We start from the raw sequence: 26,368 nt of genomic DNA, 5'->3' as shown, positions 1-26,368 counted from the left end.
GCTCCCGTGGATCCGTTCCAACCTGACTCACTGATTGAGAATCTCAATGAGTGAAATAGATTAGAGCACATGGGCTCGTACCACTGCCGCGGGGACGACGGGGCGGTACGCACCGCACATGTGTCTTCGCCGGGAAGGGCCGATCGGGATGCAGTCGGGTGGGGGGGGTCAGCGCCCCGGCGCCCGCAGGTCGCCGAGCTCCTCGTTGACCGCGCCGAGGAACCGCAGGGCCACGGCGAGTTCCTCGGGGGTGAAGCGCTGCCGGGCGCGGTCGGTGGCCGCGGCCAGGGGCATGAAGGACGAGCGGGCCGCCGCCCTGCCCCCTTCCGCGTAGCGGACGTGCACGACGCGGCGGTCCTCGCTCTCGCGGGACCTCGTGATGTGGCCCGCGCGCTCCAGCCTGTCCAGGCAGGCCGTGACGGCGCCCGATGTGAGGCCGAGGTGCTCGCGCAGGCGGCCGGGGGTGAGGGGTTCGGCGCTGTCGAGGATGACGGACAGGGCCTGGACGTCCGTGGGGTGCAGCCCCTGGCCGTGCGCGAATCCGTGGACCAGCCGGTTGATCTCCCCGTTCAGCCGCCTCAACTGCACGGCGAACGCATGGAGGCTCGCTGCGCCGTCCCCTTCCGGGACGCTCCCGCTGGACTCTCGTACACCCGTATCCGCCACCGGGTCAGCGTATAGAAGCATTCCCGCCTTCCCTCGCGCGGCGTTCGCGGACGGTTCGGCCCTGTGGGCCGGAGCTCCTTCACGGGGACTCCGGCCCACAGGGCGCGCGGTTCGGCGGAACGGACGTGCTACTTGGGCATCAGGACGGTGTCGACGATGTACACGGTGGCGTTGGCGGTCCTGACGTTGCCGCAGACCACCTTCGACGTGTTGCCGACCTTGTAGGACTCGCCCGAGCCGGCCGTCGTCACCCTGGTCTTCTGCAGGGTGTCGAAGGAACCGTTCTCCAACTGCTTCGGAGTCAGCTTCTGGCCGACGACGTGGTGGGTGAGGATCTTGGTCAGGGTCGCCTTGTCCGCGAGGACCTTGTCCAGGTCGGCCTTCGGGATCTTCGCGAAGGCGTCGTTGGTCGGGGCGAAGACGGTGATGTTCTCGGCGCTGTTGAGGGTGTCGACCAACCCGGCCCGCTTGACCGCCGTGACCAGCGTGGACAGCGCCGGGTTGTTCGAGGCCGCGGTCGCGACCGGGTCCTGGGCCATGCCGTCGAACGAACCGGCGCCGTCGGCCGGCACGCCGGCGCACGCGGGTCCGAACGGCTGGTCCACGACCGTCGAGGCGTCGGGGGCCGCCGGCCGCGGGGCGGAGTTGCCCGTGCTCGTGTCGGCGGCGGACCCGGACGCCCCGTCGCTGCCGGAGTCGGAGCACGCGGCCAGGGAGAACGGGAGGAGGGCGGCCGCCGCGACGGCGAGCGCGGTACGGCGGATGCGCAGGGTGCTGGGCAGGGTGCTGGACATGAGGGGTTCCTCCTGAAGGTGTGCGAACGGGGTGGAAGGGGGATGTGGTCGGTGCTTGCGGCCCTCGTCGGGGCCGGTGGTCTGCGGGGTCAGCCGGGCCGGTCCGGGGGCGGCGGTCCGGCGGTGACGAAGACGCTGTGCCGGCCGCTCGCCCCGTCGGGCACGGTGCGGGCGCGCTCTTCGGTCTGCACCTGGCCGGTGCCGTCGGTGGCGCGGACGGTGAGGTGGTGGCCTCCGGGGGTGGCCTTCCAGGGGAACGACCACTGGCGCCAGGTGTCGGCGCCGGCCTGTGGGGCGAGGTCGGCGTCCTGCCAGGGCCCGTCGTCGACGCGTACTTCGACCCGGTCGATGCCGCGGTGCTGGGCCCAGGCCACGCCGGCGACCGTCACGACCTGACCGGAAGGCCTGGCGAACGGCTTGGGCGTGTCGATGCGGGCCTGCGTCTTGACCGGGGCCCTGCGGGCCCACGAGCGCTTCACCCAGTAGGGGTCGTACGCGTCGAAGGTGGTCAGCTCGATGTCGGCGATCCACTTGCAGGCGGACACGTACCCGTACAGGCCGGGCACCAGCATCCGCACGGGGAAGCCGTGGGCGAAGGGCAGCGGTTCGCCGTTCATGCCGACCGCGAGCACGGCGTCCCGGCCGTCCATCACGTCCTCGACCGGCGAGCCGAGCGTCATCCCGTCCACGGACCGGGCGACCAGCTGGTCGGCGGGGCCGCCCTGGGACGGGGGTTTCACACCGCACTCCCGGAGCAGGTCGGCGAGGGGTACGCCGAGCCAGCGGGCGTGACCGACGTAAGGCCCGCCGACCTCGTTGGAGACACAGGTCAAGGTGATGTCCCGCTCGATGAGCGGCCGTTCGAGGAGGTCCTGGAAGGTGTAGGTCCGTGGCCCGGGGACGCCCTCGCCGTGGACGCGCAGCCGCCACGTACCGGCGTCGATCTCGGGCACCACCAGGGCGGTGTCGACACGGTAGAAGTCCTTGTTCGGGGTGGTGAAGGAGCTGACGCCCGTCGCCTTGACCTGCACCCCGGCCGGGAGGGGAGGCGCCGGGGAGGCGGGTGCGGGCAGTTCCACAGCGGCCCGGGAAGCGGTGGCGCCCCGGCCCCGGCGGCCGGTCAGGGTACGTGCCGCGGCGCCCGCGGCGGTGGCCGCGACCGCCGTGGCGGAGGCCGCCAGCAGGAACCCCCGCCGGGACCACGCCCGGCCGGCTCCGTCCGTACCGGTCGTGGGGTCCTCGCCGCCGGACGCCGCTCGGGCGGCGAGGACGTACAGGGCGCCGGCGCCGGCCAGGACGCCGATCAACGAGGGCAGGGCGTCGGCCGGTCCTCGCGCGTCGGGCCGGGTCAGCGCCGCCACGGCGCCGACCGCGCCGAGCACCAGGACGCCGGCTGCTCCCGAACGCCGGTGACGCAGGGCCACGACGCCGAGTACGGCGGCGAGGAGGCCGAGGGCGGCCAGGATCCCGAGCCGCAGGACGAGCTTGTCGTTCTCCCCGAAGGTACGGATCGCGTAGTCCTTCAGCGCGGCCGGTGTCCGGTCGATCGCCGCCCGGCCCACCGCGGTCACCGGTCCGGCCTCCGGCCGCACCAGCGATGCCGTGAGCGCGGCGACCGCGAGGGCGGCGTACCCGGCCAGAAGACCGGACACGGCGCCCCGCGCGCCACGGGAGAGGGTGGTGCGGAAGCTGCTCACACCGGCTATTCGCCGTGCTCCGGTCGGCGGATTGGTGGGTCCTTCGATCGAGTGACGGCCCGCTGCTGCCTTGACCCGCCCGCCCGTGGCCCGGTATGGCGCTCGGCCCGGGCGGTTCAGCCGCGTTGGGCGCGGTGCAGGAGGCCGCGCAGTCCGTGCGCGCGCAGCGCGGCTCGGGCCGCGTTCGCGCCCGGCGCGCCGTGGACACCGCCGCCGGGGTGGGCGGCCGCCGAGGCGAGGTAGAGGCCCTTGACGGGTGTCTCGGGCCGGCCGGTGCCCGGGGTGGGCCGGAAGAACAGCTGCTGGTGCAGGGCGGTGGTGCCGTTGTTGATGGCCCCGTTGCGGAGGTTCTCGTCCATGGCCTGGAGGGTGCTGGGAGCCAGGATGCGGCGGGCGCCGATCAGCGCGCGGAAGCCGGGCGCGAGCCGCTCCACCTGTGCTTCGACGCGGTCGGCCATGGCTTCCTGCTCGCGGGAGTCCCAACGCCCGGTGATGCGGTCGGGGCCCGCGTCGGAGGTGATGCGCTGCGGAAGGTGGGTGTAGGCCCACGCCGATTCGGTACCGGCGGGTGAGCGGCTGGGGTCCGCGGTGGTCATCTGGCCGAAGAGGACGAACGGCTCGTCGGGGACCTGCCCCATGGCGACCTGGGAGGCGAAGCGGGTCAGGCCGTCGACGCCGTCGGCGATGTGGACCGTCCCCGCTCCGGCGGCCTCGGGCGCGGTCCACGGCACGGGTCCCGTCAGCGCCCAGTCGACCTTGAACGTCGCGAAGTCCCACTGGAAGCGTTCCAGATCCCGCAGGAGGCGGGCGGGCAGGTACTCCTCGCCGACGAGCTCCTGGTACAGGGCCGGCGCCGAGGTGTCGGCCAGCACGGCCCGACGCGCACCGACGCCCTCCCCGCCCGCCGTCCGGACCCCGACGGCCCTGCCGCCCCGTACGACGACGGACGCGACCCGCTCCCCGCAGCGCAGGGTGCCGCCGCGGCGCCGGAGGCGGCGTACGAGCGCGGCGGTGAGGGCGCCGGCGCCTCCGACGGGGACCGGGAAGCCGTACGTCTGTCCGAGCATCGACATCAGCCAGCCGAATCCGCCACTGCCGGCCGCTTCGGGGGCCAGATCGGCGTGCAGGGCGTTCCCGGCCAGCAGCAGCCGACCGCCCTCCCCGGCGAACTCCTCCTCGCCCAGGCGGCGTACGGGCAGGGCCAGGTTCCGGGCCAGCCGCAGGCCGCCGGTGGCGCGGAGCCGCGAGGCGACGCGCAGGCCGGCCCGGATCGGCGGGAAAGGGGTGAACAGGGCCCGCACCACATCGGGCCCGAGCCGGTTCCAGACCTCGTGCATGTCCCGCCAGGCGTCACCGTCACCGGGCCCGAAGGCCGCCAGACCGGCGGCGGTGTCCTCCACCCGGCGTTCGAGCACGGCGCACCGGCCGTCCACCAGGGGGTGGGCCAGGACCCGTGGGGCGTGGCTCCAGCGCAGGCCCTCGGCCGCGAGGTCGAGGCGGGCGAGGACCGGGGAGGCGGCGGCGAGCGGATAGAAGGCGCTGAAGAGGTCAGAGACGTAGTCGGGGTGGACACCGCGGTCGCTGCGGACCGCCCCGCCGGGCGCCTCCTGCGCTTCCAGGACCTCCACGCTCCAGCCGGCGTCGACGAGCAGGTTCGCGGCCACCAACCCGTTGGGGCCCGCGCCGATCACTACGGCGTCAGGCATGGCCTACTTCGTGGGGCTGCTGCTCCACGAGGGCGGCCAGACGGGCCAGCATGCCCCGGTGCCGGAGTTGGAGCAGGACCTCGACGGCGGAATTGTGGAGGGTTCCGCCCAGGCCGCGCAGGGGGTGCTCGTCGCATACGACCAGGGTTTCCTCACCCCAGGGGCGGAGTTGGAGGAAGATGCGCGCCGTGCCCAGCGACTTGAACGCCGCCTCCAGTTCCAGCTCCCGGCCGGGCTCCCGGTGGCGGACCGTCGTCACCCCCTCGGCGGACCACGGGCCCAGTCGCACCGTGTAGCGCAGACGCGCGCCGACCTCCGGCCAGGACTCGTCGAGCGGCGTGGACTCGGAAGGCCCCACGACCCACTCGCCGTAGAGGTTCGGATCGGCGAGTACCGCCCAAACGGCGTGGGGGGAGCGGTGGATCAGCTGATTTCGGACGGCCATGAGAAAGTTCCTTCTGCTGGAACGGCTGTGCGAGCGCCTCTACCGCAAGGTCATGCCATCGTCCCACCGATCACCGAAGCGGTCGCGTCGGGTGTGGCCCGGGCTCCGGTCGCCGCGCCGCCGCCGCAGCGCCCGCCGCGTTCCGCGTCCTACGGGGGCGGGCGCCCTCCGCGACGCGGAACGCGGAGGGCGCACTGTCCGGTCTGGCGCTCGCCACGGCGGGTCAGCCCGGCCAGGTGCCCGTCACGCGCCGGGTGGCGATGGCGCCCGATCGGTCGACCGCCGCCTTGACCACGGCGAAGATGGCGCCCTGGATGGCTGCGGCGATCAGGATCTCCTGCCAGGAGCGGTTCTCATCCGTCGCGTCGGGCGCGTCGCCCTGGCCTTCGACGACCTTCCAGGCCTGTTTGAACGCGGCCCCGGCGATCATGCCGCTGACGGCGCCCAGAGCCAGCCCGACCGGCCGGTACGCGACCTTGGAGGCCTTCATCGGCGGCCTCGGGCGCGTCGGACCAGCAGGAGGACGACCAGCGCGGCGCCGACGGCGAGCAGCGGCTTGCGGTTGGCGCGCGCCGCCGTCGCGGCCCGGTTGGCCTGGTCGAGCACCGGGTCGGGGGTCTTCTCGGCCGCCAGGTGGCCGGCGCGGGACGTGGCGTGGACGATCCGCTCGGAGACCTGGGCGGCCCGGTCCAGGACGGGGTCGGGCGTCTTGTCCTTGACCACCTGTACGGCCTGCTGGGCCGCGGCCCGGACCTGGTCGGTGACCTGGGCGGTCTTCTCCGCGGCCTGTTCCCTCACGGCGGCTGCCTTCTCCTTCGCCTGGGCCTTCACGTCGGCCTTGCCGGCCAGCGCCTCGACGGTCTGCCCCAGTTCGTCACGGGTGTGCGCGACTTGCTCGCGCAGCTCCTCGGGGGTGGGTGTGCCGATGTTGGTGCGCGGTTCGTTCGTCATCGGTGCGCTTTCTCCTTGATCTCGGCCACGTCGGCCTTCACGCTGTCGATGGTCATTTCCGGGGCGGGGGCACCGGCCTCGGCGATCTGCTTCTTCCCGGCCTTGGCCGCGACGGCGGCGACGATCGCCAGCACCACCGCCAGAATGAGGGCCGCGGCCCATACGGGCAGGACCAGGGCGAGCGCCGCGATGCACGCTGCGATCAGTGCCTGCGCCGCCAGCATCCCGATCAGGCCGGCAGCGCCGAAGAGGCCGCCGCCCTTCCCGAAGCGCTTGCTCTTCTGGGTCATCTCCGCCCGGGCCAGCTGCATCTCCTCGCGGACCAGCTCGGAAATCTGCCGGGAAGCACGCGAGACCAGTACGCTCACGGATTCATCGGTGCTGTGGGTCTGCCGCTCTATCGTGCTCATCGCGTGTCACCCTGCCTTCATCCTCAGTCCGCGTCACTGTCAGTGGCGCGGGTACCCAGCATTGGGCCGGACACCCGTCCCGCGCGCGGTTGATCCTTCGTGGAAGCAGAATGTGAAGGGGCCCGCAGTGCGCGAGCCGGCGCCGCCCTCACTGCTCCATGCGGTGACGGTCCTCGTCGCTCCACGCTCGGGTGTCGCGGGGCTCGACGTACGGTTCCTCGTCCTTGGGCATACCGCCCGCGATCGCGCGCTGGCGGACCATTTCGGCGTCGAATTCGAGGCCGAGGAGGATCGCGAGGTTGGTGATCCACAGCCAGACCAGGAAGACGATGACACCCGCGACGGTGCCGTACGTCTTGTTGTAGGAGGCGAAGTTCGCCACGTAGAAGGCGAAGCCGGCCGAGGCGATCATCCAGATCACCAGCGCGAGGAAGCTTCCGGGCGTCACCCACTTGAAGCCGCGGCCCTTGGCATTGGGAGCGGCCCAGTACAGCAGCGCGATCATGATGGTCACGAGGAGCACGAGGACCGGCCACTTCGCGATCGACCACACCGTCAGGGCGCTGTCGCCGATCCCGAGGGCGGTGCCGACCTGGCGGGCCAGGCCACCGGTGAAGACGACGATCAGCGCGCTGGCGCACGCCAGGACCATCAGGGTCACGGTCAGCATGAGGCGCAGGGGCAGCACCTTCCATACCGGCCGGCCCTCGGGGATGTCGTAGACGGCGTTCGCGGCGCGGATGAACGCGGCGATGTAGCCGGAGGCGGACCACACGGCCACGACGAGTCCGACGACCGCCAGGAGCGAGCCGACGCCGCTGCGGCCCTGCAACTGCTCCACCGCGTCACTGATCACGTCGCGGGCGGAGCCGGGGGCCAGGTTCTGCAGGTTGTCCAGCACCTGCTGGGTCGCGGACGCTCCGGCCACGCCCAGGAGGGACACGAGCACCAGCAGCGCGGGGAAGAGCGCCAGCACCCCGTAGTACGTCAGAGCGGCGGCGCGGTCGGACAGCTCGTCGTTCTGGAACTCTTTGACCGTCCCGCGCAGCACCTCCCGCCAGGAACGCGCGGGCAGTTCCGTGGGCTGGTCCGGGGCCCGCTCCTCGACCTGCGCGTCCGGCCCCGCGTCGGCACCGCGCTCGTTGTCGCCATGTGGGTGGTCGCTGCCATGGCCTCGGTTCGGTAGGAGATTCATACCCAGCGGCTGTCCAGCCGTGCGCCAGTCATGTCAGTGCGGTACCGACCGGGACAAACTTCTTCGTCCCTCGCGCGGCGGCGGCCCGACCGGGTGGGCGCGAGCCGTCAGCGTTCGGCGTAGGGACGTCGCCTGTACGAGGCATCCCGCCGGGCGAACAGTGTCGCCGCCACCCCACCGGGTACACGGGGTCAGGGCGGTCGGCTGTTCGCCCGTGGACGACGCGAAGGAGATCCGGTGGACGGGATCGTGCTGCTCAAGGAAGACCACAAGACGGTCGAGAAGCTGTTCAAGCAGTTCGAGAAGGCCGAGGAAGACGATCACACGACGAAGCGGAAGATCGCCGACCAGGTGATCGAGGAGCTCACCACGCACGCGTGGATCGAGGAGAAGATCTTCTACCCGGCCGCTCGCGAAGCCGCGCCCGACACCAAGGACCACGTCCTCGAAAGCGTCGAGGAGCACCACGTCGTGCTGTGGATGCTCTCGGAACTGAAGGACCTCGACCCGGCCGACGAGCGGTTCGACGCCAAGATGAGCGTACTGATGGAGAACGTCCGCCACCACGTCGAGGAAGAGGAGAAGGAGTGGTTCCCCGACGTCCGCAAGGCGATGGGCCGCAACCGTCTCACGGAACTCGGGGAGCGGATGGAAGAGGCGAAGAAGACCGCACCTGCCGATCCTCTCGCCGTCCCCAGCGCCGACCAGTAGACGCGGCCTCCGCTCCGCGCTCGCTCCTCCCTTGACGCGCCGTCACGTACGCATGCTCTCGTGGCGGTCGGGCAGACGGCGGTTCGGAGGTTGATAACTATGGTTCCCCTGCTGCTCGTTCTGCTACTGGCCCTGGCCCTGTTCGTCGGCGGTTTCGCGGTGAAGATTCTCTGGTGGGTGGCTGTCGCGGTACTGGTCCTGTGGCTGATCGGTTTCCGTGCCCGCCCGCAGGGCGGCAGCGGCCGCTGGTACCGCTGGTAGCCGGCTGACGAGAGCGCCGGACGGTGGTGGCCTGCCGCCCCCTTGATCGAGGGGGCGGCAGCCGCGCGTTGGGGGGGGTGTTCCCCTCGTGGTTACGGAAGAGGGCTCTCGTCGCGCGGAGTCCGGCGTGGCGGGCAGGCGAAAGGCCCGGCCCCACGATGGCGGGGGGATGCCACCACGCGGCCGGGCCTTCTCGGAGCTCCGCGCCGCTCACCGCCGCGGACTCCCGTGTCCACGCGTATGACCGCTCCGCGTCGGGGCAAACGGTCGAGACGCATCTTTTCTCGGAGCGAGCCGGCGGCGGGTCCCGGCCACGCCGCCGGCGGCCGTGTCCCTCGCTCGGACGTCAGCGGGCCAAGAACTCGTCGAGGAGCTTGTCCACGTCGAGGAACTCCTCGCCCGCCCGGATGACGGCGTACGTCCGGTCCAGGAAGCCCGCGAGATCGCGGGCCTCCAGGAAGAGGACGGCGTCCCCCTCCCCTTCGGCGCTGGGGCCCCGCAGACAGACGCGCATTTCGTCGGCGCCGTCCGCCGTATGAGGGCTGAAGCGGACGTCCCCCTCGCCCACCGGGCGCTGGAGTCCGTCGGCGAGCATCTGCCGGTCGAAGTGCCAGTTGGCCAGCACGGCATGGCCGTCGAAGAACGTCGCCCGCACCACGTACGGGTCATCGGCGTCGTAGGAGAGGCGGGCGGGGAGCGGCACGCGGTCCCCCGCCGCGTCGAGGCGGACGACGATCAGGGCAGACACATGGGGCATCGGGGGACCTCCGGGATGGGCTGCACGGCTGCACTCGTCTGCCCCGCATCCCGCCCGGCACACAGGTCCGACCGGGGGAACCTCCCGGCGAGCGGGTTGGCGCCCGATGCACTGGCCGGACATCGAGCAGGACCCGGATGCTCTTGGCGAGGTGGCGCTCGGCGTCCCACTGCGAGTCCGCCCACAAGGGCCGGTCGTCCGTAGGCCGCTCGTGGCGAGGACGTCGGAGCGCAACGCCGCGTCCCCGAGCAACGGCCCGTACGCGGGGGTCGGCGCCCCGGCTCGGCCGACCGGCCCGGCCGGCCTGCGGCTGCGGCTGCGGCGGGCACGGCGTCCGACCGCGGCGAGATGCGGAGGGACGGGGTTGCCCCCAGTATGGCGTTGACACCACACCTCCCAGGAAGGGTTTCGTCATGCCCCGAGGATCCGGTCCCAAGAGGGAACGCCAGTACGAGCACATCAAGGAGTCGGGTGAGAAGCGCGGCATGCCCGAGGGCCGCGCCGAGGAGATGGCCTCCCGCACGGTGAACAAGGAGCGCGCCCGGTCGGGTGAGAGCAGGACGGCGAGTCGCGGCTCCACCCGGGGCACGTCGGCCCCGCAGCGCGGCGGTGAGAAGTCCGGTGGCGGCGGCGCTTCAGACCGCACCAAGGACGACCTCTACCAGGAGGCGAAGAAGCGCGGCATCGACGGCCGCTCCACGATGACCAAGCAGCAGCTCAAGAGCGCGCTCGACCACTGACGCGCGGCGCACGGACCCGCGGCCGGACCGGGACCCTCGCGACCGGCCGGCACCCGCAGTGAGCGATCCGACGGAGGCGGCCATGGGACAGGACAAGGAACCGCAGCAGGGTGACGAGGTCTCGTGGAAGAGCCACGGCCGGACCGTCCCCGGCACGGTGAAGAAGAAGATCACGAAGCGTACCCGGGCGGCGGGCCGCACCGTGGACGCCTCCGCGGAGAACCCGCAGTACGAGGTGGAGAGCGACAAATCGGGGCGCTCTGCCGTCCACAAGCCGGACGCGCTGCGCAAGAAGGGCCGCTCCGGCTGACATCGGGGCGGCCGGAGGGCCGGCGGGCCGCTCCGGCCGCCCCGCTCACGACGGGGGCTCGGGGTCCCGGTCGGACCGGGGCCAGACGTACGGCAGATGGTCCGGTACGCCGGGGAACCGCTCCCGGTACAGGTCCGGAGCCTTGCGCACCAGCGCCGACTGGTGGCTGCGGTGGAAGTCCGGGTCGCCCAGCCACGGCGGCAGGTCCCCGTCGGCCGCCAGCTGCTCCTGCGACCGCAGGTCTCCTCCCGGCAGCCACCCCCGGTAGTCCTCCACCAGGGTGACGGCGCAGGTGTCGGCCCGCCCCGAGGCGGTCCACTCCCCGCAGACGTCCAGTCCGTACCGGACCAGGGCCTCCTCGTAGCCCGTCCACATCCGCACCGCCGGATGCCTGCGCCAGCCGTAGCCGGGAACGATCAGGCCGCGCAGTACTTGCAGTGCCTCGACCCGCTGTTTGCCGAGCCGCCGCCCGTCCAGCACGGCGGCCGAGGCTCGGAACGAAGGGAACGGCAGGAACGTCTGCATGCGGTCTCTCCTCGCGTCGGCCTCCTGTGCCCGGACGTACGCGGCCGGGACCCCCTCCCAACATCCCACCGCGGGGGGCGCGGCCGTGCGTGGCGCGACCGAGCGGGTGGCGCCGGGCCGTCGAGTCCTCACGATCCCCCTGTCCCGTGTGCCCACCCTTCGGCGCAGCGGACCTGCCGCGAGGGGGGCCGCCCGCCCTCGCGGCTCCCCTCCCCGCCCGACGGACACCGAGTTCTTCGAACGCGCCGGCATGCTGGCCACCAGGGTCGGTCGGGCGAAGAAGGACGACCCGGCCCAGGTGGCCGAACAGGCTTACGCCGCCCTCATGGCCGGCCGGGGCAAGATCGTGGCCGGTTCCCTCAAGACGAAGGCCCAGGGTGTCGCCCACCGCGTGCTGCCCGACCGCCTCAAGGCCGGGGCGCACCCCCGCATGGCCGAGCCCGGCCCAGCCGGTCCCCCGGAGGCACACGGGACCGACAACCGTGGTGCTTCACGGGACGTCCCGTAGCCCCTCCTCGGCCGCGCGACCGCCGGCGCCCAGCAGACCCGTGGCTTCGAGCGGGGCGGCGCGTTCGAGGCGGGGCAGTGCGGTGCGGGCGACGCGGGTCACGACCGGCGGCAGGAACGCCCGTACCGGCTGGACCGCGCGCAGCCAGGCGGGCACGTAGACGGTTGCCTTCCGCCGTTCGGCCGCGGTGACCAGGCGGTCCGCGACGTGGTCGGCCGGGTACACCTTGCGTGCGGGGGGCGGCATGTGCGCGCGCAGTTCCCGCAGGACCACGTGCCGGTCGCCGTCCCGGATCATGTCGGTGTCGGTCCAGTTGATGTAGGCGATGCCGACGCCGACCCCCCGGTGGGCGAGTTCGGCGCGCAGCGCGTGGGCGAAGGACTCCACGCCGGCTTTCGAAGCGCAGTAGGCGCTCATCAGCGGAGCCGTTCCCATCGCCGCCAGTGAGGCGACCTGCAGGAGGTAGCCGCGGGTGTCGAGGAGGTCGGGCAGGAAGGAGCGGGCCGTCACGGCGCTGCCGATGAGGTTGACCTCGATGACGCGGCGCCACAGCTGCGGATCGGATTCCGTGAACGGCCCGCCCTCGGCGACTCCGGCGTTGCTGACCACCAGGGACGCCTGCCCCAGGCGGGCGGTGACGCGTCGGGCGGTGTCCGCCATGGCCGCGTCGTCGGTGACGTCGACCTCCCAGGAGGCGCAGTCGTTGTGCAGCGTCCCGGCCACCTCGGCCAAGCGCGCTCCCTCCAGGCCCAGCAGGGCCAGCCGGGCTCCGCGGGCGTCCCATGCCCGGGCCAGGGCGGCCCCCACCCCCCGCGCCGCGCCCGTGACGACCACCGTGCGGCCCCGCAGGGGCTGTGTGCGCGTCCGCATGTCCACTGTTCCTCCGCCCGTGCGCCGCTGCCCGGCCCGAACCCGGCACGACGGCCGGGCCCGTACCCGGCGCGTCACGCGGGGATCAGGCGGCGGCCGGGAACCTGTCCCAGGCCCGGTGCCCGGACAGGGCGGCCCGGACGGTCTCGACGACCGCGGCGCCGTCCTCTCCGAGGGCGAGGCCGGGGCCGTCCGTGGCGATGCCGACGGCTGCGAGGAGCCGGTCCGCGCCGTTCCAGCCGCCGAGGGCCTTTCCATGGCGGTATGCCTCGGTCAGCAGGAGTACGACGCGGGGGTCGGCACCCTGCGGCGCGGGCGCGCCGGCTTTCGCGTCCCGCGCGCCGTAGGCGTCGGAGCCCGGCTCGGGTGCGCCGGCGCACAGCAGGGCGTCGAACTCGACGGAGCGGGCCGTGGCGAAGGTCCGCTGCACGGCGATCGGGTCCCCGTCGGAGCCGAGGGTGCCGCCGGTGGGGGCGATGACGAGGGGCACCATGCCGGCGTCCAGGACGGCCTGCCGGGCGGCCCGTACGCCGTCCAGGTCCGCCGCGGGGTCGGCGATGATGCCGATCACGCGGCCGTCGGTCGGCCAGGTCGCGCCCAGCTGGGAAAGGGCGGGGCTGGGGTCGACCGCGACGAGCGGCTCGGTGGCCTCGGGGGCCGGCAGGCCGAGGCCCGCGGCGACCTGCTCGCACAGCTCGGGGTCGATGTTCGCGAGGACCTGAAGGGTGCGTTCCTTCACGGCCTGCTCGTAGCACTTGTTCAGTTCGAAGGTGTAGGCGGCGATGATGTGTTCGCGCTCGGGCGGGGTCATGCTCAGCCAGAACAGCCGGGGCTGGGTGAAGTGGTCCGAGAAGGAGGCCGGCGCCTCACGGATCTTGCTCGCCTCGGGGACCTTCACGGGCGTCTCGATGAAGGCGCCGGTGTCGGCTCCCGCCAGGAAGGGGCAGCCGCCGTCGAGGCTGTTGGGCCGGTACGGGGCGACGCCCGTGTGCACGGCGCTCTGGTGCATGCCGTCGCGGAGCATGTCGTTGACGGGGGCGTGCGGCCGGTTGATGGGGATCTGCCCGAAGTTGGGGCCGCCGAGCCGGCTGATCTGGGTGTCGAGGTAGGAGAAGAGCCGGCCGGCGAGCAGCGGGTCGTCGGTGACGTCGATGCCGGGCACGAGGTGGCCGGGGTGGAAGGCGACCTGCTCGGTCTCGGCGAAGTAGTTCTTGGTGTTGGCGTTCAGGGTCATCAGCCCGATGGGCTGGACCGGTGCGAGCTCCTCCGGGACGATCTTCGTGGGGTCCAGGAGGTCGATCCCCTCGAACATCTGGTCGGCGGTGTCGGGGAAGACCTGGATGCCCAGCTCCCACTGCGGGAACGCGCCGGCTTCGATGGCGTCGAAGAGGTCGCGGCGGTGGAAGTCGGGGTCCATGCCGTTGATCAGCTGAGCCTCCTCCCACACCAGGGAGTGCACGCCCAGCTTCGGCTTCCAGTGGAACTTCACCAGCGCGGTGTCCCCTGCCGTGTTGACCAGGCGGAAGGTGTGGACGCCGAAGCCCTCCATCATCCGGTAGGAGCGGGGGATGCCGCGGTCGGACATGTTCCAGAGGGTGTGGTGGGTGGCCTCGGTGTGCAGGGACACGAAGTCCCAGAACGTGTCGTGGGCGCTCTGCGCCTGGGGGATCTCCCGGTCCGGGTGGGGCTTGCCCGCGTGGATGATGTCGGGGAACTTGATCGCGTCCTGGATGAAGAACACCGGGATGTTGTTGCCGACCAGGTCGAAGGTGCCCTCGTCGGTGTAGAACTTCGTCGCGAACCCGCGGGTGTCGCGCACCGTGTCGGACGACCCGCGAGAGCCGAGGACGGTGGAGAACCGTACGAACACCGGCGTTTCCACGTCCTTGCCGAGGAACGCCGCCTTCGTCACCTCGCCGGCCGTGCCGTAGCCCTGGAAGATGCCGTGCGCGGCGGCGCCGCGGGCGTGCACCACCCGCTCCGGGATCCGCTCATGGTCGAAGTGCGTGATCTTCTCCCGCAGGTGGTGGTCCTGGAGCAGCACCGGCCCGCGCGCCCCGGCCTTGAGGGAGTGGTCGGTGTCGTACAGCCGCGCCCCCTGCGCGGTGGTCAGGTACGCGCCGCTCTGCGCCGCCCGCGCCTGGTCCGCCCCCGTGGCCTGGCCGGTGGGGCTCACGGTCTCCGGCCCTTCCTGGTCCGCCTTGGGCGGCAGGGGCTCCGTGGGCGTCGTCGGCTCGGCCCGGCTCGGCGACATCGGGCCCGGCTTGCCGGGCAGGCCGTCCTCGCCCGGCTCGGGGGCGGCAGAGGTGTGCTTCGTGGTCATCTGTTCTCCCAGGGACGGTCTGCTGGACGCTTCACCCATGACCGGGAAGCGTCCGCTCTCAAACGGGAGGCGGGTGTTTCTCACCCGCCTCCTCATGGCACCCGTCGCCCTCACGGGCCGGGCATGACCGTCGCCTACCCCCTCCACCCGAACGAACCCTGTCGTTTCCCCGCGGGGGTCAGGGAGCGGGGATCGGGAGTGGGGTCGGAGAGTGGGCGTCAGGGAGTGAAGAGGACCTTGACGGCGCCGTCCTGCTTCTTCTGGAACATCGCGTACGCGTCCGGTGCCTGCTCCAGGGGCAGCCGGTGCGTCGCGAAGTCGTCGACGCCGAGGGGGTCCCCGTCGGTGAGCAGGGGGAGGATGTCGTCGACCCAGCGCCAGACGTTGGCCTGGCCCATCCGCACCTGCAACTGCTTGTCGAACATGGTGAGCAGCGGCAGCGGGTCGGCGGCGCCGCCGTACACGCCGGAGATCGAGATGGTGCCGCCCCTGCGGACGAGGTCCACCGCGGTGCAGAGCGCTGCGAGCCGGTCGACTCCGGCACGTTTCATCATGGCCGCGGCGATGCCGTCCGGCAGGAGGGTGGTCACGCCCTGTGCGGCGGCGGCGACACGACTGCCGTGGGCCTCCATGCCCACCGCGTCGATGACGGCGTCGGGTCCGCGGCCGTCGGTGAGCCCGCGGACGGCGTCCACCAGGTCGTCGCCGCACTCGCGGAGGTCCAGCGTGTGGATGCCCCGCCGACCGGCCCGCTCCAGGCGTTCGGGAACGAGGTCGATGCCGATGACGGTGCCGGCGCCGCGGTGTGCGGCGATACGGGCGCACATGTCCCCGATGGGGCCCAGTCCCAGGACGGCGACGCTGCCGCCCGGCGGAACGGACGCGTACTCCACGGCCTGCCACGCCGTGGGCAGCACATCGGAGAGGTAGACGAAGCGCTCGTCGGACGGCTCGTGCGGGACGTGGATGGGGAGCCTGTTGCCGAACGGGACGCGCAGGTACTGGGCCTGCCCGCCCGGCACTTGGCCGTAGAGCTTCGTGTATCCGAAGAGGGAGGCGCCGGTGCCGTGCTCGTGGACCTGCGTCGTCTCGCACTGGGACTGCAGGCCCTGGTCGCACATGAAGCACGACCCGCACGAGACGTTGAACGGAATCACCACCCGGTCCCCCGGTTTCAGGGCGGTGACCTCGGGCCCCACCTCCTCGACGACTCCCATGGGCTCGTGGCCCAGGATGTCACCGGGGTCGAGAAAGGCACCGAGGACCTCGTAGAGGTGCAGGTCCGATCCGCACAGACCGGTGGTCGTGATCCTCACCACGACATCGTCGCCGTCCTGGATCGTGGGGTCGGGCACGGTGTCCACGCGTACGTCCCGCTTGCCGTGCCATGTGAGTGCCCTCATGACGCCTCCTTGCCGACGGTGCCGATTCGTTTCCGTGAGGCCGCGCCTCCCCCGGTCCCTCACGGTGCGCGTGCCCCCCGGCCGTGGCGACGAACCGGAGCGGCGGGGATTTCCGGCCCGGGGCGCCGGGAGCGCGCATCAGGCGGGTCCGCCCGGGCAGTCGCCGGACATGAACCGACTTCTGGACACCGACAGCTCCTACTGGATGCGGACGGCCGCCTTCCCGTCCTTCGCCCCCCTCACGGGGGACACGGATGCGGACGCGGCGGTCGTCGGCGGCGGCATCGTCGGCATCAGCACGGCCTGGGAACTGGCCCGGGCCGGGCTCAGCGTCGTCGTGCTGGAAGCGGACCGGCTCGCGGGCGGTGTCACGGGGCACACGACGGGCAAGCTCACCGCCCTCCACACCGCCGTGTACGACACGCTCCGGTCCGAGCACGGGGAGGACACGGCCCGCCAGTACGCGGCGTCCCAGAGCTCCGCGCTGCGGCACGTCGTCGAGGTGGCCGAGGAGCTGGGCATCAGCTGCGAACTGGAGCGGCGCCCGGCCCTCACCTACTGCGAGGAGCCCGACGGCGTCGAGGCCCTGCGCGCGGAGGCGGAAGCGGCCCGGTCGGCCGGTCTCAGTGCTTCGTTCGTCACCGGGACCGGCCTGCCCTTCCCCGTCGCGGGCGCCGTCCGGGTGGAGGACCAGGCTCAGTTCCATCCACTGAAGTACCTGCGCGGGCTCGTGGCCGACATCGTGGCGCGCGGCGGCCGGATCCACGAGGGCACCCGTGTCACGCAGCTCGACGACGGGGACCCGTGTCGGCTCACCACCGGTTCCGGGGCGACCGTCTCGGCCCGCCACGTGGTGGTGGCCACCCACCACCCGGTCTTCGACCACGCCGTCCTCGCCACGCGGCTGACCCAGCACCGTGACCTGGTCGTCGCCGGACCCCTTCCCGCCGGCCGCGACCCGGAGGGCATGTACATCACGCAGGAGGGCGGCAAGCGGTCGGTCCGGACGGCGCCGCTCGCGGACGGCGGCCGGCTCCTGATCGTCACCGGAGAGGCGTTCACCCCCGGCGAGGGTCAGGACACCGAGGCCGGGTACGCCCGGCTCGAAGCCTGGACCGGGCAGCACTTCCCCGGGGTCACGACCACCCACCGGTGGGCGGCGCAGGACAACAGCGCCACGGACACGCTGCCCCTCATCGGCCGCCTGCCCATGCAGGGCGAGAACGTCTACGTCGCCACCGGCTTCGCCGGCTGGGGCATGACGGGCGGGGTCCTGGCCGCAACGGTCATCGCCTCCCTCGTCGGCGGCGAACGGGAGCCCTGGTCCGGTATCTACGATCCCGGCCGCTCCGGCTCCGCGCTCCGCTCCGCGCCGACGTTCCTCAAGGCGCAGTGGGACACCGGCAAGCACTTCGTCAAGGACCGTCTGGACACGCTCGGCGACGGCACGAACGGTCCCGTCCGGACCTTGCGGCCGGGCGAGGGGACCGTGGTCCGCGCCGATGGCCGGCCCTGTGCCGTGCACCGCGACGACGAGGGCGAGCTGCACGCCGTGTCCGCCGTCTGCACCCACATGGGCTGCCTCGTGGCCTTCAACAACGCCGAGCGGACGTGGGAATGCCCCTGCCACGGCTCCCGCTTCGGCATCGACGGCGAGATCCTCCAGGGACCGGCCCTCACCCCGCTGGAACGGCGGGACCCCGGCACGCTCTGACCCGCCCGTCAGCCGCCCCTGCACCACATGTCGGTGGCGGGGACGTACCGCACCAGTCCCCGCGCCGCGAACTCCCGCAGCCACCCCTCCATCGGCCAGCTGCCCCAGCGGCGCCGGTAGACGGCTCCGTTGCGGAGGATGTCGTCGAGGTGCTGGACCGGGGGGTGCCGGGTGGGGTGGTACTGGTGGTAGGCCGGGGCGCCGCCCACCCACCACAGGTCCACTCCGCTCCGGGCCGCGGTGGCGGCGTAGTCGGTGTCCTCGGCGCCGTATCCGGTGTAGTCCTCGCAGAATCCGCCGACGCGGTCCCAGGTGGGCGCCGTGAGGGCGAACGACAGCGACCAGAAGAGCCGCGGGTCTCCCCCGCGCAGCACCTGGCCGTCCGAGGGTGCGGGGCGGGCCGGGTGCGGCGGGGCCGCGCCGGCGAGGTCGTCGAGCCGGTAGCCGTGGACGGGTGGGGGCGGCAGGTAGGCGACGGTGCCGCACAGCAGCGCGCCGTCCCGGGCGGCGCGGGCGTAGCCGTCGAGGAGCGTGGGGCCGGGTACGCAGTCCACGTCGAGGAAGACCAGCAGCTCGGCCCCGGCCGCGAGGGCCCGGGCGGCTCCGGCGTTGCGGGCGGCGGCCAGCGGGAGGCGTCCGTCCTCCAGGGGCAGGGTGACGACGTCCGCCGGCGGGTGCCGGTCGGCGACGAGGGCGTCGATGCCGGGGTCCGCCATCGAGACGACGACGTAGTGGTCGGGGGTGCGCGTAGCGCGTGCGAGGCCGTCCTGCTGCAGGAGCAGGTGAGGGTGGCGGCCCGCCGCCAGGGTGATCACCGCGGTGCGCACGCGGTCTGCCTCGACGTCGACGTGCGCCGGGCCAGGTCCGTGAGCAGCCGTCCGGCCCTGCGGGCGCCGTCGCCGGACGACCAGTGCTTCCAGCGGTCCTGCCGGGCCTCCGCTTCGGCCAGCAGCGCGGTCCAGGCGTGCGCGGGCGGCCAGTGGTCCCGTACGGTCGCCAGGCCCGCCGCGCGCAGGGCCCGCGCGGTGGCGTGCTGCTCCCCGTGCGGCCGGTCCTGGGGGATGACGACGGTGGGGACCCGGGCCGCGGCGCACTCCGCGACGGCGTTCTGTCCCGCGTGGGTGACGACGACGGTCGCACGGCACAGCACCGGCCAGGGGTCCTCGGTCCAGCCGGTGTGGGCCCCGCCGAGAAGGGTCCAGGACCAGCCTGGGGTGGCCCGGGCCGCCTCCTGGACTCGGCCGTCGGTGAGGTCGGCCCCGCCGGCGCCCAGCATCACCACCACTTCCCTGCGGGAGGCACGGTCGCCGCCGCGGTCGGGGCGGATCCGGCCGTCGTAGCGGGAGATGCCTCCGGTGTGCACGGTCTTGGCGTGCCAGTGCGGGGGCCAGCCCGGCTCGGGCAGGGACCGCGGCCAGGGAGCGAGGAGGGCGTCCGCGAGGTCGTAGGCGAGGCGGTGGGCCTCGTCCCGCCGGTCTCCCCGCATGGCGGCGACCACGACGGGGGTGCCCATGAGCCGCGCCAGGGTGGCGGCCTCCACCGATACGTCGCTGACGAACAGCGCGGGGGCCTGCCGGCCGATCCAGTCGGCGAGGATGCCCATGCGCTCCCGGTGCCCCGGATGGTGGACGGGTACCCAGTGCAGGCGCCCCCGGGCCGTGGGATCGACCGGAGCGTCCACGGCATCCTTCGGCAGGGACACCCAGCCTCCCGTCCACGACGGCGGCCGGGGCAGGGACGAGAGGAGGGTGACCGGCTCCCGCACGTGCGCGGCGATGCACTGCGCGCGGTGCAGGTGCCCGCGGCCCTGGTGATGGACGTAGTACCCGATCACCGCACCACCTCCTCGTACAGGTCGGTGTAGGCGGCGGCCGTGCGGTCGAGCGAGCAGAACCGCTCCGCCCGGCGGCGGGCGTCCCGGCGGTCGAGCTTCATGGCGTGCGGGACGAGGTCCGCGAGCGCCGCCACGTCCCCCGGCGGTGCCAGCAGACCGCACTCCGGGGTGAGGATCTCCGACAGTGCTCCCCGGTCGAACCCGCACACCGGCGTGCCGCAGGCCAGCGCCTCGGCGACCACCAGTCCGTACGGTTCGTCCCAGCTGGGCGTGACCAGTGCGGCGGCGGCCGAACCGAGCAGCTCGACGAGCTCCCGCCGGTCCAGGTGGCCGACGTACCGCACGTCCTCCCCGAGCAGCGGGACGATCATGTCCTCGAAGTAGGCCCGGTCCGAGATCGGCCCGGCGATACGCAGGGGCACACCGGCGGCGCGGGCCGCTTCGACGGCCAGGTGGGTCCCCTTCTCCGGAACCAGGCGCCCGGACCACACGAGGTCGCCTCCGCCCGGCCCGGGTGTCCAGAAGTCCGTGTCGATGCCGTTGCGCACGACGCGTGCGGCGGGCACGGTGGGCCGCCAGGCTCCGGCCGTGAACCGGCTGACGGCCGTGAACGTCACGGGGCAGGTGTCCTGGACCCTGATGGCGGACTCCAGCCACGGGGTGGGCGGCGTGTGCAGCGTGGTCACCACCGGGACGCGCAGGGCCGAAGCCATCGCGACGGGGAGGTAGTGCAGGCTGTTGTTGTGCACCAGGTCGAAGCGGTGCTCGCCGTCCCGGGCGAGTTCGAGCATCAGCCCCAGGTAGGCGTGGTGCTCGGCCATCCACATCGTGCTGGGCATACTGGCGTCCGAGCGGGCCGCGGCGCTCAGCACGACGCGGCGCACCGGGAGTTCGCGCGCTCCCAGCGCCGGGTCGGATCCGGGCGCCGCGAAGAGCTCCACGTGGTGGCCGCGCTGGTGCAGGGCGTGCGCGAGCCCCCAGGTGTGGGCTTCCAGGCCTCCCGCGAACGGCTCGATGATCGGAAACCGTGCCGACGCGATGAGGGCCACCCGCAGGCCGCTCATCGAAGCGAACGCGCGTAGAGGGCGCGGTGGGCGGCGGCGAGTTCGTAGCGCTCCCGTGTGCGGTGCGCCGGGGTGGCGCGCGGCGCCGGCCCCTGCGCGTAGGCGGTGCGTACCGCCGCGCGCAGGGACTCCTCGTCCAGTCCGCCGTGCTGGGAGTGCCCGTAGGTCAGGCAGGGGCGCTGTTGCGCGTAGAAGCCGCAGTCCGGGGCCGCGACCGCGGTGCCCAGGTCGTGGCACGCCTCCAGCCATCCGGAGTGGGTGCCGAAGAGGTACGGCAGCACCGAGAGGTCCAGTGATTCCAGGTAGTCCCAGAGCTGGTCGTCGTCGAAGTAGTCGTGGACGGCGAGCGTCAGGCGGCCCCGGTCCGCGAGTTCCCCGAGGTCGCGCAGCAGATGGGGGGCGTGGGCCGGGGAGGCGGGGTCCGCCACCTCCCGGTGGATGTCGACCTGGAGTTCGGCGCCCGGGAGCTCGGCCACCGTGTCCGCGAGGATGCGGACGACCGGGAGGACGGACATGTTGGGCCGCAGGCTCTTGGCGTGCACTCCGACCCGGAACCGGTCGTGGCGGGGGCGGGGGCGGGCGATGCGCGGCAGTTCCACCACGTGCGGATGGGGAAGCACGGTCGCCGTCCGGTTCCAGCGGCTGCGGATGCTCCGAGCGGCGCCCGGGGTCAGCGTGACCAGGTGGTCGGCCGCGGGAACGACCACGTCGAGGGCGGCGTCGTGGGCGGCGGGGTCCGGCTGATGGGGGTTGCGGAGGTCGTGCACCGTGTAGACCAGGGGCTTCCCGTGGCGGCGGAGGGCGTCCACGAGCGCGGTCAGCTGGGCCGGGCTCTGGGCGTCGAAGCCGAAGTGCAGGTGGAAGAGGTCGAAGTCCTGGTGGTGCGCGCTCACCCAGTCGGGGTCCAGCATGACCGGCGGCCACCACCGCTGCGACGTGCTGGGCACCCCGGTGGGCCGGGGGTCCCGCAGCCGCCGTACCCCGTCGGGCTCCGGTGCGGAGCAGTGCCGTACGTACACGTGACCGGCGGGCACCGAGGCGACGCGGATCTCACGACCGGATCGAGCGTGCTGCGGCTGCCGTTCGGTCACGGGGGGACTCCTCGGGTGGGGGGCTGCGTGGCGCGGGTCGTGGCCGATACCAGTCTGTTGCCCACCGCGGGAGCGCGCACGCGGGGCGCCAGGGGCGCGGCGGTCGGGGTGCCGGCGGTCGGGGTGTCGCGGTCGGTGTCGCGGTCGGTGTCGCGGTCGACCAGCCGGGGACCCGGCCCCCGGGGTGCGCCGGCGGGGTGCCGGCGCTCCCGTACGGTCGCGTCCGTGTCAGCCGAGGTGCTGTTCCAGCCAGTCCGCGGCGGCTCGCCGGTAGAGCCGCCGGTTGTCCGCCCGCAGGAACTCGTGGCCCTCGTTGTACAGCGTGAGCTGTCGCGCCGGCACGCCGCGGTCGTTCGCGGCGCGGACGAACTGCTCCGATTCGGTGGGCGGCACGTTGGTGTCGTACTCGCCGTGGACGGTCAGGACGGGAGCGCGCAGCTGATCGACACGGCTCATCGGGGACAGGGCCCGCAGCAGTTCCCGGTCGTGCTCGGGGTGGCCGTACTTCGCGGCGGCGGACTCGGCGATCCATGGTTCCGTGCCGGCGAAGAAGGTGGCGAGATCCGACATCCCGCAGACGGCGACTCCGGCGCGGAAGAGGTCCGGATGCCACACCAGGCCGGCCATGGTGAGGTAGCCGCCGTACGAGCGGCCCATCACCCCGAGCCGCAGCGGGTCGGCGTATCCGAGCGAGACCACGTGTGCGGCGCAGTCGGCGACGTCGTCGATCGCCGCGAACCGGCCGGCGCCGAGGTCGGCGTCCACGAAGGACCGTCCCCAGCCGGACGAGCCGCGGACGTCGGGGGCGAACACGTCCAGGCCCCGGCCGAGGAGCTCGTGGTACAGCGGATTGAACACCGGCCGCTCCTGTTCCTCCGGTCCGCCGTGCAGGTGGATCACGCAGGGAGCCGGCCGGCCCGGGGCTCGGCCGGGCGCCCTGTAGTACCAGCCGCCGAGCACGAGCCCGTCGCGGGCCTCGCAGCGCAGGGGCACCGGGCGTACCGGGGGCCGCCCGGGCGGGACCGCGTCCTCGTCGCGGGCCGTCCAGCCGGCCCGGGCGGGCACGAGACCGATGTCCAGTTCCCAGATGCCGGGCCTGCGGCGCGAGCCCGACAGGGCGGCGAACAGTCCGCCGTGCTCCACCGGGGCGATGCGGGTCACCACCTCGTGGGGCAGGACCGGGTGGTGCCGGGGCCCGACCTCGCCCTCCGTGTGGGTGAGGGGGAGTCCCACCTTCTCCAGCTCGGTGGCTCCGTGCACGTTCCAGGCGAGGACGGCCCACCGGCCGTGGTCGGGTACGCCCAGCAGATCGAGGGCGGACCGCTCACGCTCGGCCGCGACCGAAACCTCCCGGCAGCGGCCCTCCTCGTCGAGCCGTACCCGCAGCAGGGCCGCGAATTCCCGCTCCAGGTCGCTGCGCAGCCACAGCGTTCGCGCGTCGGCGGAGAACCGGCCGATCCAGGGGTCACCGTCGGCGACGCGCAGCGTGAGGGCGGTGCGGCCCGAGGCGGTGTCGAGTACGAGGCCCTCCCGGTGGCCGCGGGGGCCGCGGCGGACCAGCGCGAAGCGGCCGTCCGCACTCGTGTCGCACACGCGCAGCGACGCGGCTCCCTCCTCGCTGAACAGCAGGACGGGCGCCTTCTCCCCGTCCGGGTCGATCAGGTAGGCGGCCAACCCGCCGTTCCGGGCCGGACCGGGGTCCGCGACCGGCGCGCGGCCCGTGGGCGGGCCGGCGGGGGCGAGCACGGACGGCACCGGGTCCCGGTGGACGGCCCGGTGGGCCGCCCCGGGGTCGAGCAGGGTCGCGGGGCCTCCCCGTTCGGACCAGGCGGCGCCCGGTGCCATGCCACCGGCCGCCGCCTGGTCGGCGTCCGGGGTCACGTGCCCCGGTCCCCCGTGCTCCGAGGCCGTCGTGGAGGGCTGGGAGACCGTGACGGCGAGGGCCGTGCCGTCACGGGTCCAGCACCCCAGGTGGGCCGAGCTCTCCGGCTCGGCCCCCGCGAGCACACGGCGCCCGGTCCCGTCCGGGCGGACCACCATGACCCGGGTGTGCTCGCCGCCGCCCGGGGCGGAGGTGTAGGCGATCCAGCGCCCGTCGGGAGACCAGGCGACCTCCGTCACCGGTTCTGGGTCACCGTCCAGTACGTGGGCCTCCGTCCCGCGTGCGGGCCCGCTCCACAGCTGGGGGACCCCGGCCCGGTCGCAGATGAACGCCACGTACTCACCCGTGGGGTCGGCCGAGGGGTACCAGCACCCGTGGGCGGGGAGCAGGGTCGGGGGGTCGGCGCTGCGGCGGTCGGCCATCCGCACCGGCACGGGGGCCGGCGCGGGGGCGGGCGCGGGGGCCGGCGCGGGCGGCCCGGTGCCCTGGGCCACCGGGACGCCCGGGGTACCGTGGGTGCCGGGCGCGTGCTCCAGGGATTCGGTGTGCTCCAGGGGCATGGGTCGTCTCTCGCGTGCTTCCGCTTCCAGGGGTCGACGGTTCAGTGGATACCGTGCGCTTGCAGCCAGATCTCCAACGACGCGACCTGCCACAGGGTGTTGGCCCCGCGTTTGCTCCGGTGGCGGTTGGGCTCCGCGAGCAGCCGGCGGACCACGCCCTGGTCGAAGACGCCGCGCCGCAGCGCTTCCGGGGCGGTGAGGGCCTCGCGGACGCGGGCCAGCACGGGCGGGGCCATGTTCCGCACCGCGGGCACCGGGAAGTAGCCCTTGGGGCGGTCGACGATGTCCCGGGGCAGGACCGTCCTTCCGATGTCCTTGAGCACGGCCTTGCCGCCCTGCGCCAGCTTGAGCTCCGGGGGGCAGGCGGCGGCGAGTTCGACCAGTTCGTGGTCGAGGAACGGCACCCTCGCCTCCAGGCCCCAGGCCATCGTCATGTTGTCGACCCGCTTGACCGGGTCGTCGGGCATCAGGGCATGGACGTCCATGCGCAGGGTCGCGTCCAGCGCGGTCTCGGCGCCCGGGGCCGCCATGTGGGCGCGGACGAAGTCCCTCGACGCGTCGTGGTCGGCGGTCAGGTCCGGGTGCAGCATGGGCGTGAGATCGGCGTGCGTGCGGTCGAAGTACGCGCTCGCGTACGCCTCGTCCGCGTCCGGCCGCGCGGCGGCGGCGATCTGCGGATACCAGTGGTAGCCGGCGAACACCTCGTCGGCGCCCTGCCCGCACAGGACGACCTTGACCTCCTTGGACACCTGTTCCGACAGCATGTGGAACGCGACGGCGTCGTGGCTGATCATCGGCTCGCTCATGGCGCCGATCGCGGCTTCCAGGGCCGATGGCAGCCGGTCGGAGGGGATCATGAACTGGTGGTGGTCGGTGGAGAAGAGGCGGGCGACGCGGTCCGAGTACGCGAACTCGTCCCCCTCCTCCCCGTTCTCCGCCTCGAAGCCCATGGCGAAGGTCGCGACGTCGGCCTGCCCCTCCTCGGCCAGCAGCGCCACGATCAGGCTGGAGTCGAGGCCGCCCGACAGCAGGACGCCCACGGGGACGTCCGCGACCGTGCGCCGCCGCACCGCCGTGCGCAGCGCGTCGTGCATCGCCTCCCGCCACAGCCCCGGATCCTCGCCGAGCTCGGAGTGCCGGGTGTACGACGGCTGCCAGTAGCAGTGGTCGCGGTGGGTGCCGTCCCGCTCGACGACGCGGACGGTGGCCGGCGGGATCTTCCGGACGCCGGAGAGCACCGTGCGGGGCGCGGGGACCGTGCCGTGCCAGCTCAGGTACTGGTGCAGTGCCACCGGATCGAGCGAGGTGTCCACTCCCCCGCCCGCCAGCAGGGCGGGCAGGGAGGAGGCGAAGCGCAGCCGGTCACCGTCCTGGGTGACGTACAGGGGCTTGATGCCGAGCCGGTCCCGGCCCAGGACCACACGCCCCGTGTGGTGCTCGACGACCGCGAAGGCGAACATGCCCACGAGGGACTCGACGCACGCCCGGCCCCATTCGGCGTACGCCTTGACGACCACCTCGGTGTCGGAGTCGGAGAAGAAGCGGTGTCCGAGCCCTTCGAGGCGGCCCCGCAGCTCCCGATAGTTGTAGATGCAGCCGTTGAAGACCGCCGTGAGGCCCAGCTGGGAGTCCGTCATGGGCTGGGCGCCGCGCTCGGACAGATCGATGATCTTGAGGCGGCGGTGGCCGAGGGCCACCGCGCCCTGCGACCAGGCGCCCCGGCCGTCGGGACCCCGCGGCTCCAGGGCATCGGTCATGCGCTCGACCGCCGCGAGGTCGGGCCGCCCTCCGTCGAAGCGCACCTCTCCGCTCAAGCCGCACACGGGGCACCTACCGCAAGGCCGACACCGCGGGAGTGCCCGGCACCGGGGCCCTCGCTCTCCGTCGCGGACGGGGTCACGTACACCATCACTACTCTCCTGTACCGGTCCGGCCGACGCCGCGCGGGTCT

26 protein-coding genes are annotated in these 26,368 nt (G+C 73.2%); 6 read left to right on the top strand and 20 right to left on the bottom strand.

Features of this window, described 5'->3' with window-relative positions:
• Positions 1–168: 168 nt before the first annotated feature.
• From ACWFQ8_RS14575 to ACWFQ8_RS14535, 9 genes are all read right to left on the bottom strand, one after another.
• Positions 169–687: a MarR family winged helix-turn-helix transcriptional regulator gene (locus ACWFQ8_RS14575; RefSeq protein WP_453786560.1), complete on the bottom strand. Its 519-nt coding sequence runs from the start codon at positions 685–687 to the stop codon at positions 169–171.
• 107 nt (positions 688–794) lie between these two features.
• Positions 795–1,460 (bottom strand): fasciclin domain-containing protein, encoded by a 666-nt coding sequence (locus tag ACWFQ8_RS14570; protein ID WP_453786559.1) that lies wholly within the window; start codon positions 1,458–1,460, stop codon positions 795–797.
• Between the two features lie 89 nt (positions 1,461–1,549).
• Complete coding sequence (locus tag ACWFQ8_RS14565; RefSeq protein ID WP_453786585.1) at positions 1,550–3,166, bottom strand: molybdopterin-dependent oxidoreductase; 1,617 nt, start codon at positions 3,164–3,166, stop codon at positions 1,550–1,552.
• Between the two features lie 107 nt (positions 3,167–3,273).
• Positions 3,274–4,863, bottom strand: a complete 1,590-nt coding sequence (locus ACWFQ8_RS14560) for a phytoene desaturase family protein (protein WP_453786558.1) — start codon at positions 4,861–4,863, stop codon at positions 3,274–3,276.
• Positions 4,856–5,308, bottom strand: coding sequence for an SRPBCC family protein (locus tag ACWFQ8_RS14555; protein ID WP_453786557.1), 453 nt, complete (start codon positions 5,306–5,308; stop codon positions 4,856–4,858). Before ACWFQ8_RS14555 ends, ACWFQ8_RS14560 begins: the two co-directional genes overlap by 8 nt.
• A 223-nt stretch (positions 5,309–5,531) precedes the next feature.
• A complete protein-coding gene (locus tag ACWFQ8_RS14550) occupies positions 5,532–5,798 on the bottom strand; it encodes a DUF4235 domain-containing protein (RefSeq protein ID WP_453786556.1) in 267 nt (88 codons plus the stop codon).
• Complete coding sequence (locus ACWFQ8_RS14545; RefSeq protein ID WP_453786555.1) at positions 5,795–6,259, bottom strand: DUF3618 domain-containing protein; 465 nt, start codon at positions 6,257–6,259, stop codon at positions 5,795–5,797. The genes ACWFQ8_RS14550 and ACWFQ8_RS14545 overlap by 4 nt, the downstream gene beginning before the upstream one ends.
• Positions 6,256–6,669, bottom strand: a complete 414-nt coding sequence (locus tag ACWFQ8_RS14540) for a phage holin family protein (protein ID WP_453786554.1) — start codon at positions 6,667–6,669, stop codon at positions 6,256–6,258. Before ACWFQ8_RS14540 ends, ACWFQ8_RS14545 begins: the two co-directional genes overlap by 4 nt.
• Before the next feature lie 148 nt (positions 6,670–6,817).
• Complete coding sequence (locus ACWFQ8_RS14535) at positions 6,818–7,864, bottom strand: YihY/virulence factor BrkB family protein (protein WP_453786553.1); 1,047 nt, start codon at positions 7,862–7,864, stop codon at positions 6,818–6,820.
• A gap of 237 nt (positions 7,865–8,101) precedes the next feature.
• Here ACWFQ8_RS14535 and ACWFQ8_RS14530 point away from each other — a divergent pair, with 237 nt between their 5' ends.
• Both ACWFQ8_RS14530 and ACWFQ8_RS14525 read left to right on the top strand, forming a co-directional pair.
• Entirely contained in the window at positions 8,102–8,575 is a 474-nt protein-coding gene (locus ACWFQ8_RS14530) for a hemerythrin domain-containing protein (protein ID WP_453786552.1), read from the top strand.
• Positions 8,576–8,674: 99 nt separating this feature from the next.
• Positions 8,675–8,836 carry a hydrophobic protein gene (locus ACWFQ8_RS14525; RefSeq protein ID WP_453786551.1) on the top strand — a complete coding sequence of 54 codons (162 nt, stop codon included), beginning with the start codon at positions 8,675–8,677 and terminating at the stop codon, positions 8,834–8,836.
• A 346-nt stretch (positions 8,837–9,182) separates the two neighbouring features.
• Here the strand turns inward: ACWFQ8_RS14525 and ACWFQ8_RS14520 are convergent, their stop codons facing one another.
• Entirely contained in the window at positions 9,183–9,593 is a 411-nt protein-coding gene (locus ACWFQ8_RS14520) for an SsgA family sporulation/cell division regulator (RefSeq protein ID WP_453786550.1), read from the bottom strand.
• A 413-nt stretch (positions 9,594–10,006) separates the two neighbouring features.
• Between ACWFQ8_RS14520 and ACWFQ8_RS14515 the strand changes: the two genes are divergently transcribed.
• Entirely contained in the window at positions 10,007–10,333 is a 327-nt protein-coding gene (locus ACWFQ8_RS14515; protein ID WP_453786549.1) for a plasmid stabilization protein, read from the top strand.
• A gap of 82 nt (positions 10,334–10,415) precedes the next feature.
• The gene (locus ACWFQ8_RS14510) at positions 10,416–10,643 is read left to right on the top strand and encodes a DUF2945 domain-containing protein (protein WP_453786548.1); all 228 of its coding nucleotides are present in this window, start codon (positions 10,416–10,418) and stop codon (positions 10,641–10,643) included.
• Between the two features lie 45 nt (positions 10,644–10,688).
• Here ACWFQ8_RS14510 and ACWFQ8_RS14505 read toward each other — a convergent pair whose 3' ends face one another.
• Positions 10,689–11,168, bottom strand: a complete 480-nt coding sequence (locus ACWFQ8_RS14505) for an MSMEG_6728 family protein (RefSeq protein ID WP_453786547.1) — start codon at positions 11,166–11,168, stop codon at positions 10,689–10,691.
• A 250-nt stretch (positions 11,169–11,418) separates the two neighbouring features.
• Here ACWFQ8_RS14505 and ACWFQ8_RS14500 point away from each other — a divergent pair, with 250 nt between their 5' ends.
• Positions 11,419–11,676 carry a hypothetical protein gene (locus ACWFQ8_RS14500; protein ID WP_453786546.1) on the top strand — a complete coding sequence of 86 codons (258 nt, stop codon included), beginning with the start codon at positions 11,419–11,421 and terminating at the stop codon, positions 11,674–11,676.
• Here the strand turns inward: ACWFQ8_RS14500 and ACWFQ8_RS14495 are convergent.
• From ACWFQ8_RS14495 to ACWFQ8_RS14485, 3 genes are all read right to left on the bottom strand, one after another.
• Positions 11,659–12,546, bottom strand: a complete 888-nt coding sequence (locus ACWFQ8_RS14495; RefSeq protein WP_453786545.1) for an SDR family oxidoreductase — start codon at positions 12,544–12,546, stop codon at positions 11,659–11,661. The genes ACWFQ8_RS14500 and ACWFQ8_RS14495 overlap by 18 nt on opposite strands.
• Positions 12,547–12,631: 85 nt before the next feature.
• Positions 12,632–14,869 (bottom strand): catalase, encoded by a 2,238-nt coding sequence (locus ACWFQ8_RS14490; protein WP_453786544.1) that lies wholly within the window; start codon positions 14,867–14,869, stop codon positions 12,632–12,634.
• A 218-nt stretch (positions 14,870–15,087) separates the two neighbouring features.
• Positions 15,088–16,272: a zinc-dependent alcohol dehydrogenase gene (locus tag ACWFQ8_RS14485; protein ID WP_453786543.1), complete on the bottom strand. Its 1,185-nt coding sequence runs from the start codon at positions 16,270–16,272 to the stop codon at positions 15,088–15,090.
• 169 nt (positions 16,273–16,441) lie between these two features.
• Between ACWFQ8_RS14485 and ACWFQ8_RS14480 the strand changes: the two genes are divergently transcribed.
• A complete protein-coding gene (locus tag ACWFQ8_RS14480) occupies positions 16,442–17,986 on the top strand; it encodes an FAD-dependent oxidoreductase (RefSeq protein ID WP_453786542.1) in 1,545 nt (514 codons plus the stop codon).
• Between the two features lie 8 nt (positions 17,987–17,994).
• Here the strand turns inward: ACWFQ8_RS14480 and ACWFQ8_RS14475 are convergent, their stop codons facing one another.
• The 6 genes from ACWFQ8_RS14475 to ACWFQ8_RS14450 form a co-directional block, all read right to left on the bottom strand.
• Complete coding sequence (locus tag ACWFQ8_RS14475; protein ID WP_453786541.1) at positions 17,995–18,813, bottom strand: glycosyltransferase family 2 protein; 819 nt, start codon at positions 18,811–18,813, stop codon at positions 17,995–17,997.
• The gene (locus ACWFQ8_RS14470) at positions 18,798–19,820 is read right to left on the bottom strand and encodes a glycosyltransferase (RefSeq protein ID WP_453786540.1); all 1,023 of its coding nucleotides are present in this window, start codon (positions 19,818–19,820) and stop codon (positions 18,798–18,800) included. Before ACWFQ8_RS14470 ends, ACWFQ8_RS14475 begins: the two co-directional genes overlap by 16 nt.
• Positions 19,817–20,884, bottom strand: a complete 1,068-nt coding sequence (locus tag ACWFQ8_RS14465; RefSeq protein ID WP_453786539.1) for a glycosyltransferase — start codon at positions 20,882–20,884, stop codon at positions 19,817–19,819. The genes ACWFQ8_RS14470 and ACWFQ8_RS14465 overlap by 4 nt, the downstream gene beginning before the upstream one ends.
• Positions 20,881–21,975, bottom strand: a complete 1,095-nt coding sequence (locus tag ACWFQ8_RS14460; protein WP_453786538.1) for a glycosyltransferase family 1 protein — start codon at positions 21,973–21,975, stop codon at positions 20,881–20,883. The genes ACWFQ8_RS14465 and ACWFQ8_RS14460 overlap by 4 nt, the downstream gene beginning before the upstream one ends.
• A gap of 228 nt (positions 21,976–22,203) precedes the next feature.
• Positions 22,204–24,417 (bottom strand): S9 family peptidase, encoded by a 2,214-nt coding sequence (locus tag ACWFQ8_RS14455; protein WP_453786537.1) that lies wholly within the window; start codon positions 24,415–24,417, stop codon positions 22,204–22,206.
• Positions 24,418–24,458: 41 nt separating this feature from the next.
• On the bottom strand, positions 24,459–26,240 hold the full coding sequence (locus ACWFQ8_RS14450) for an N-acetylglutaminylglutamine amidotransferase (protein ID WP_453786536.1): 1,782 nt from the start codon (positions 26,238–26,240) through the stop codon (positions 24,459–24,461).
• Between the last annotated feature and the right edge of the window lie 128 nt (positions 26,241–26,368).

Source organism: Streptomyces sp. NPDC055254 (assembly GCF_053606025.1).
Note: the sequence above shows the minus strand (reverse complement) of the source record. Positions and strands in the feature narration are given on the sequence as shown.

What these genes read in the sequence shown, in the direction of transcription:
- ACWFQ8_RS14570 (WP_453786559.1), bottom strand. Translation starts at nt 1,460, where the DNA reads ATGTCCAGCACCCTGCCCAGCACCCTGCGCATCCGCCGTACCGCGCTC.
- ACWFQ8_RS14455 (WP_453786537.1), bottom strand. Translation starts at nt 24,417, where the DNA reads ATGCCCCTGGAGCACACCGAATCCCTGGAGCACGCGCCCGGCACCCAC.
- ACWFQ8_RS14540 (WP_453786554.1), bottom strand. Translation starts at nt 6,669, where the DNA reads ATGAGCACGATAGAGCGGCAGACCCACAGCACCGATGAATCCGTGAGC.
- ACWFQ8_RS14485 (WP_453786543.1), bottom strand. Translation starts at nt 16,272, where the DNA reads ATGAGGGCACTCACATGGCACGGCAAGCGGGACGTACGCGTGGACACC.
- ACWFQ8_RS14545 (WP_453786555.1), bottom strand. Translation starts at nt 6,259, where the DNA reads ATGACGAACGAACCGCGCACCAACATCGGCACACCCACCCCCGAGGAG.
- ACWFQ8_RS14520 (WP_453786550.1), bottom strand. Translation starts at nt 9,593, where the DNA reads ATGCCCCATGTGTCTGCCCTGATCGTCGTCCGCCTCGACGCGGCGGGG.
- ACWFQ8_RS14515 (WP_453786549.1), top strand. Translation starts at nt 10,007, where the DNA reads ATGCCCCGAGGATCCGGTCCCAAGAGGGAACGCCAGTACGAGCACATC.
- ACWFQ8_RS14525 (WP_453786551.1), top strand. Translation starts at nt 8,675, where the DNA reads ATGGTTCCCCTGCTGCTCGTTCTGCTACTGGCCCTGGCCCTGTTCGTC.
- ACWFQ8_RS14490 (WP_453786544.1), bottom strand. Translation starts at nt 14,869, where the DNA reads ATGACCACGAAGCACACCTCTGCCGCCCCCGAGCCGGGCGAGGACGGC.
- ACWFQ8_RS14480 (WP_453786542.1), top strand. Translation starts at nt 16,442, where the DNA reads ATGAACCGACTTCTGGACACCGACAGCTCCTACTGGATGCGGACGGCC.
- ACWFQ8_RS14550 (WP_453786556.1), bottom strand. Translation starts at nt 5,798, where the DNA reads ATGAAGGCCTCCAAGGTCGCGTACCGGCCGGTCGGGCTGGCTCTGGGC.
- ACWFQ8_RS14510 (WP_453786548.1), top strand. Translation starts at nt 10,416, where the DNA reads ATGGGACAGGACAAGGAACCGCAGCAGGGTGACGAGGTCTCGTGGAAG.
- ACWFQ8_RS14465 (WP_453786539.1), bottom strand. Translation starts at nt 20,884, where the DNA reads ATGAGCGGCCTGCGGGTGGCCCTCATCGCGTCGGCACGGTTTCCGATC.
- ACWFQ8_RS14500 (WP_453786546.1), top strand. Translation starts at nt 11,419, where the DNA reads ATGCTGGCCACCAGGGTCGGTCGGGCGAAGAAGGACGACCCGGCCCAG.
- ACWFQ8_RS14560 (WP_453786558.1), bottom strand. Translation starts at nt 4,863, where the DNA reads ATGCCTGACGCCGTAGTGATCGGCGCGGGCCCCAACGGGTTGGTGGCC.
- ACWFQ8_RS14495 (WP_453786545.1), bottom strand. Translation starts at nt 12,546, where the DNA reads ATGCGGACGCGCACACAGCCCCTGCGGGGCCGCACGGTGGTCGTCACG.
- ACWFQ8_RS14555 (WP_453786557.1), bottom strand. Translation starts at nt 5,308, where the DNA reads ATGGCCGTCCGAAATCAGCTGATCCACCGCTCCCCCCACGCCGTTTGG.
- ACWFQ8_RS14575 (WP_453786560.1), bottom strand. Translation starts at nt 687, where the DNA reads ATGCTTCTATACGCTGACCCGGTGGCGGATACGGGTGTACGAGAGTCC.
- ACWFQ8_RS14535 (WP_453786553.1), bottom strand. Translation starts at nt 7,864, where the DNA reads ATGAATCTCCTACCGAACCGAGGCCATGGCAGCGACCACCCACATGGC.
- ACWFQ8_RS14505 (WP_453786547.1), bottom strand. Translation starts at nt 11,168, where the DNA reads ATGCAGACGTTCCTGCCGTTCCCTTCGTTCCGAGCCTCGGCCGCCGTG.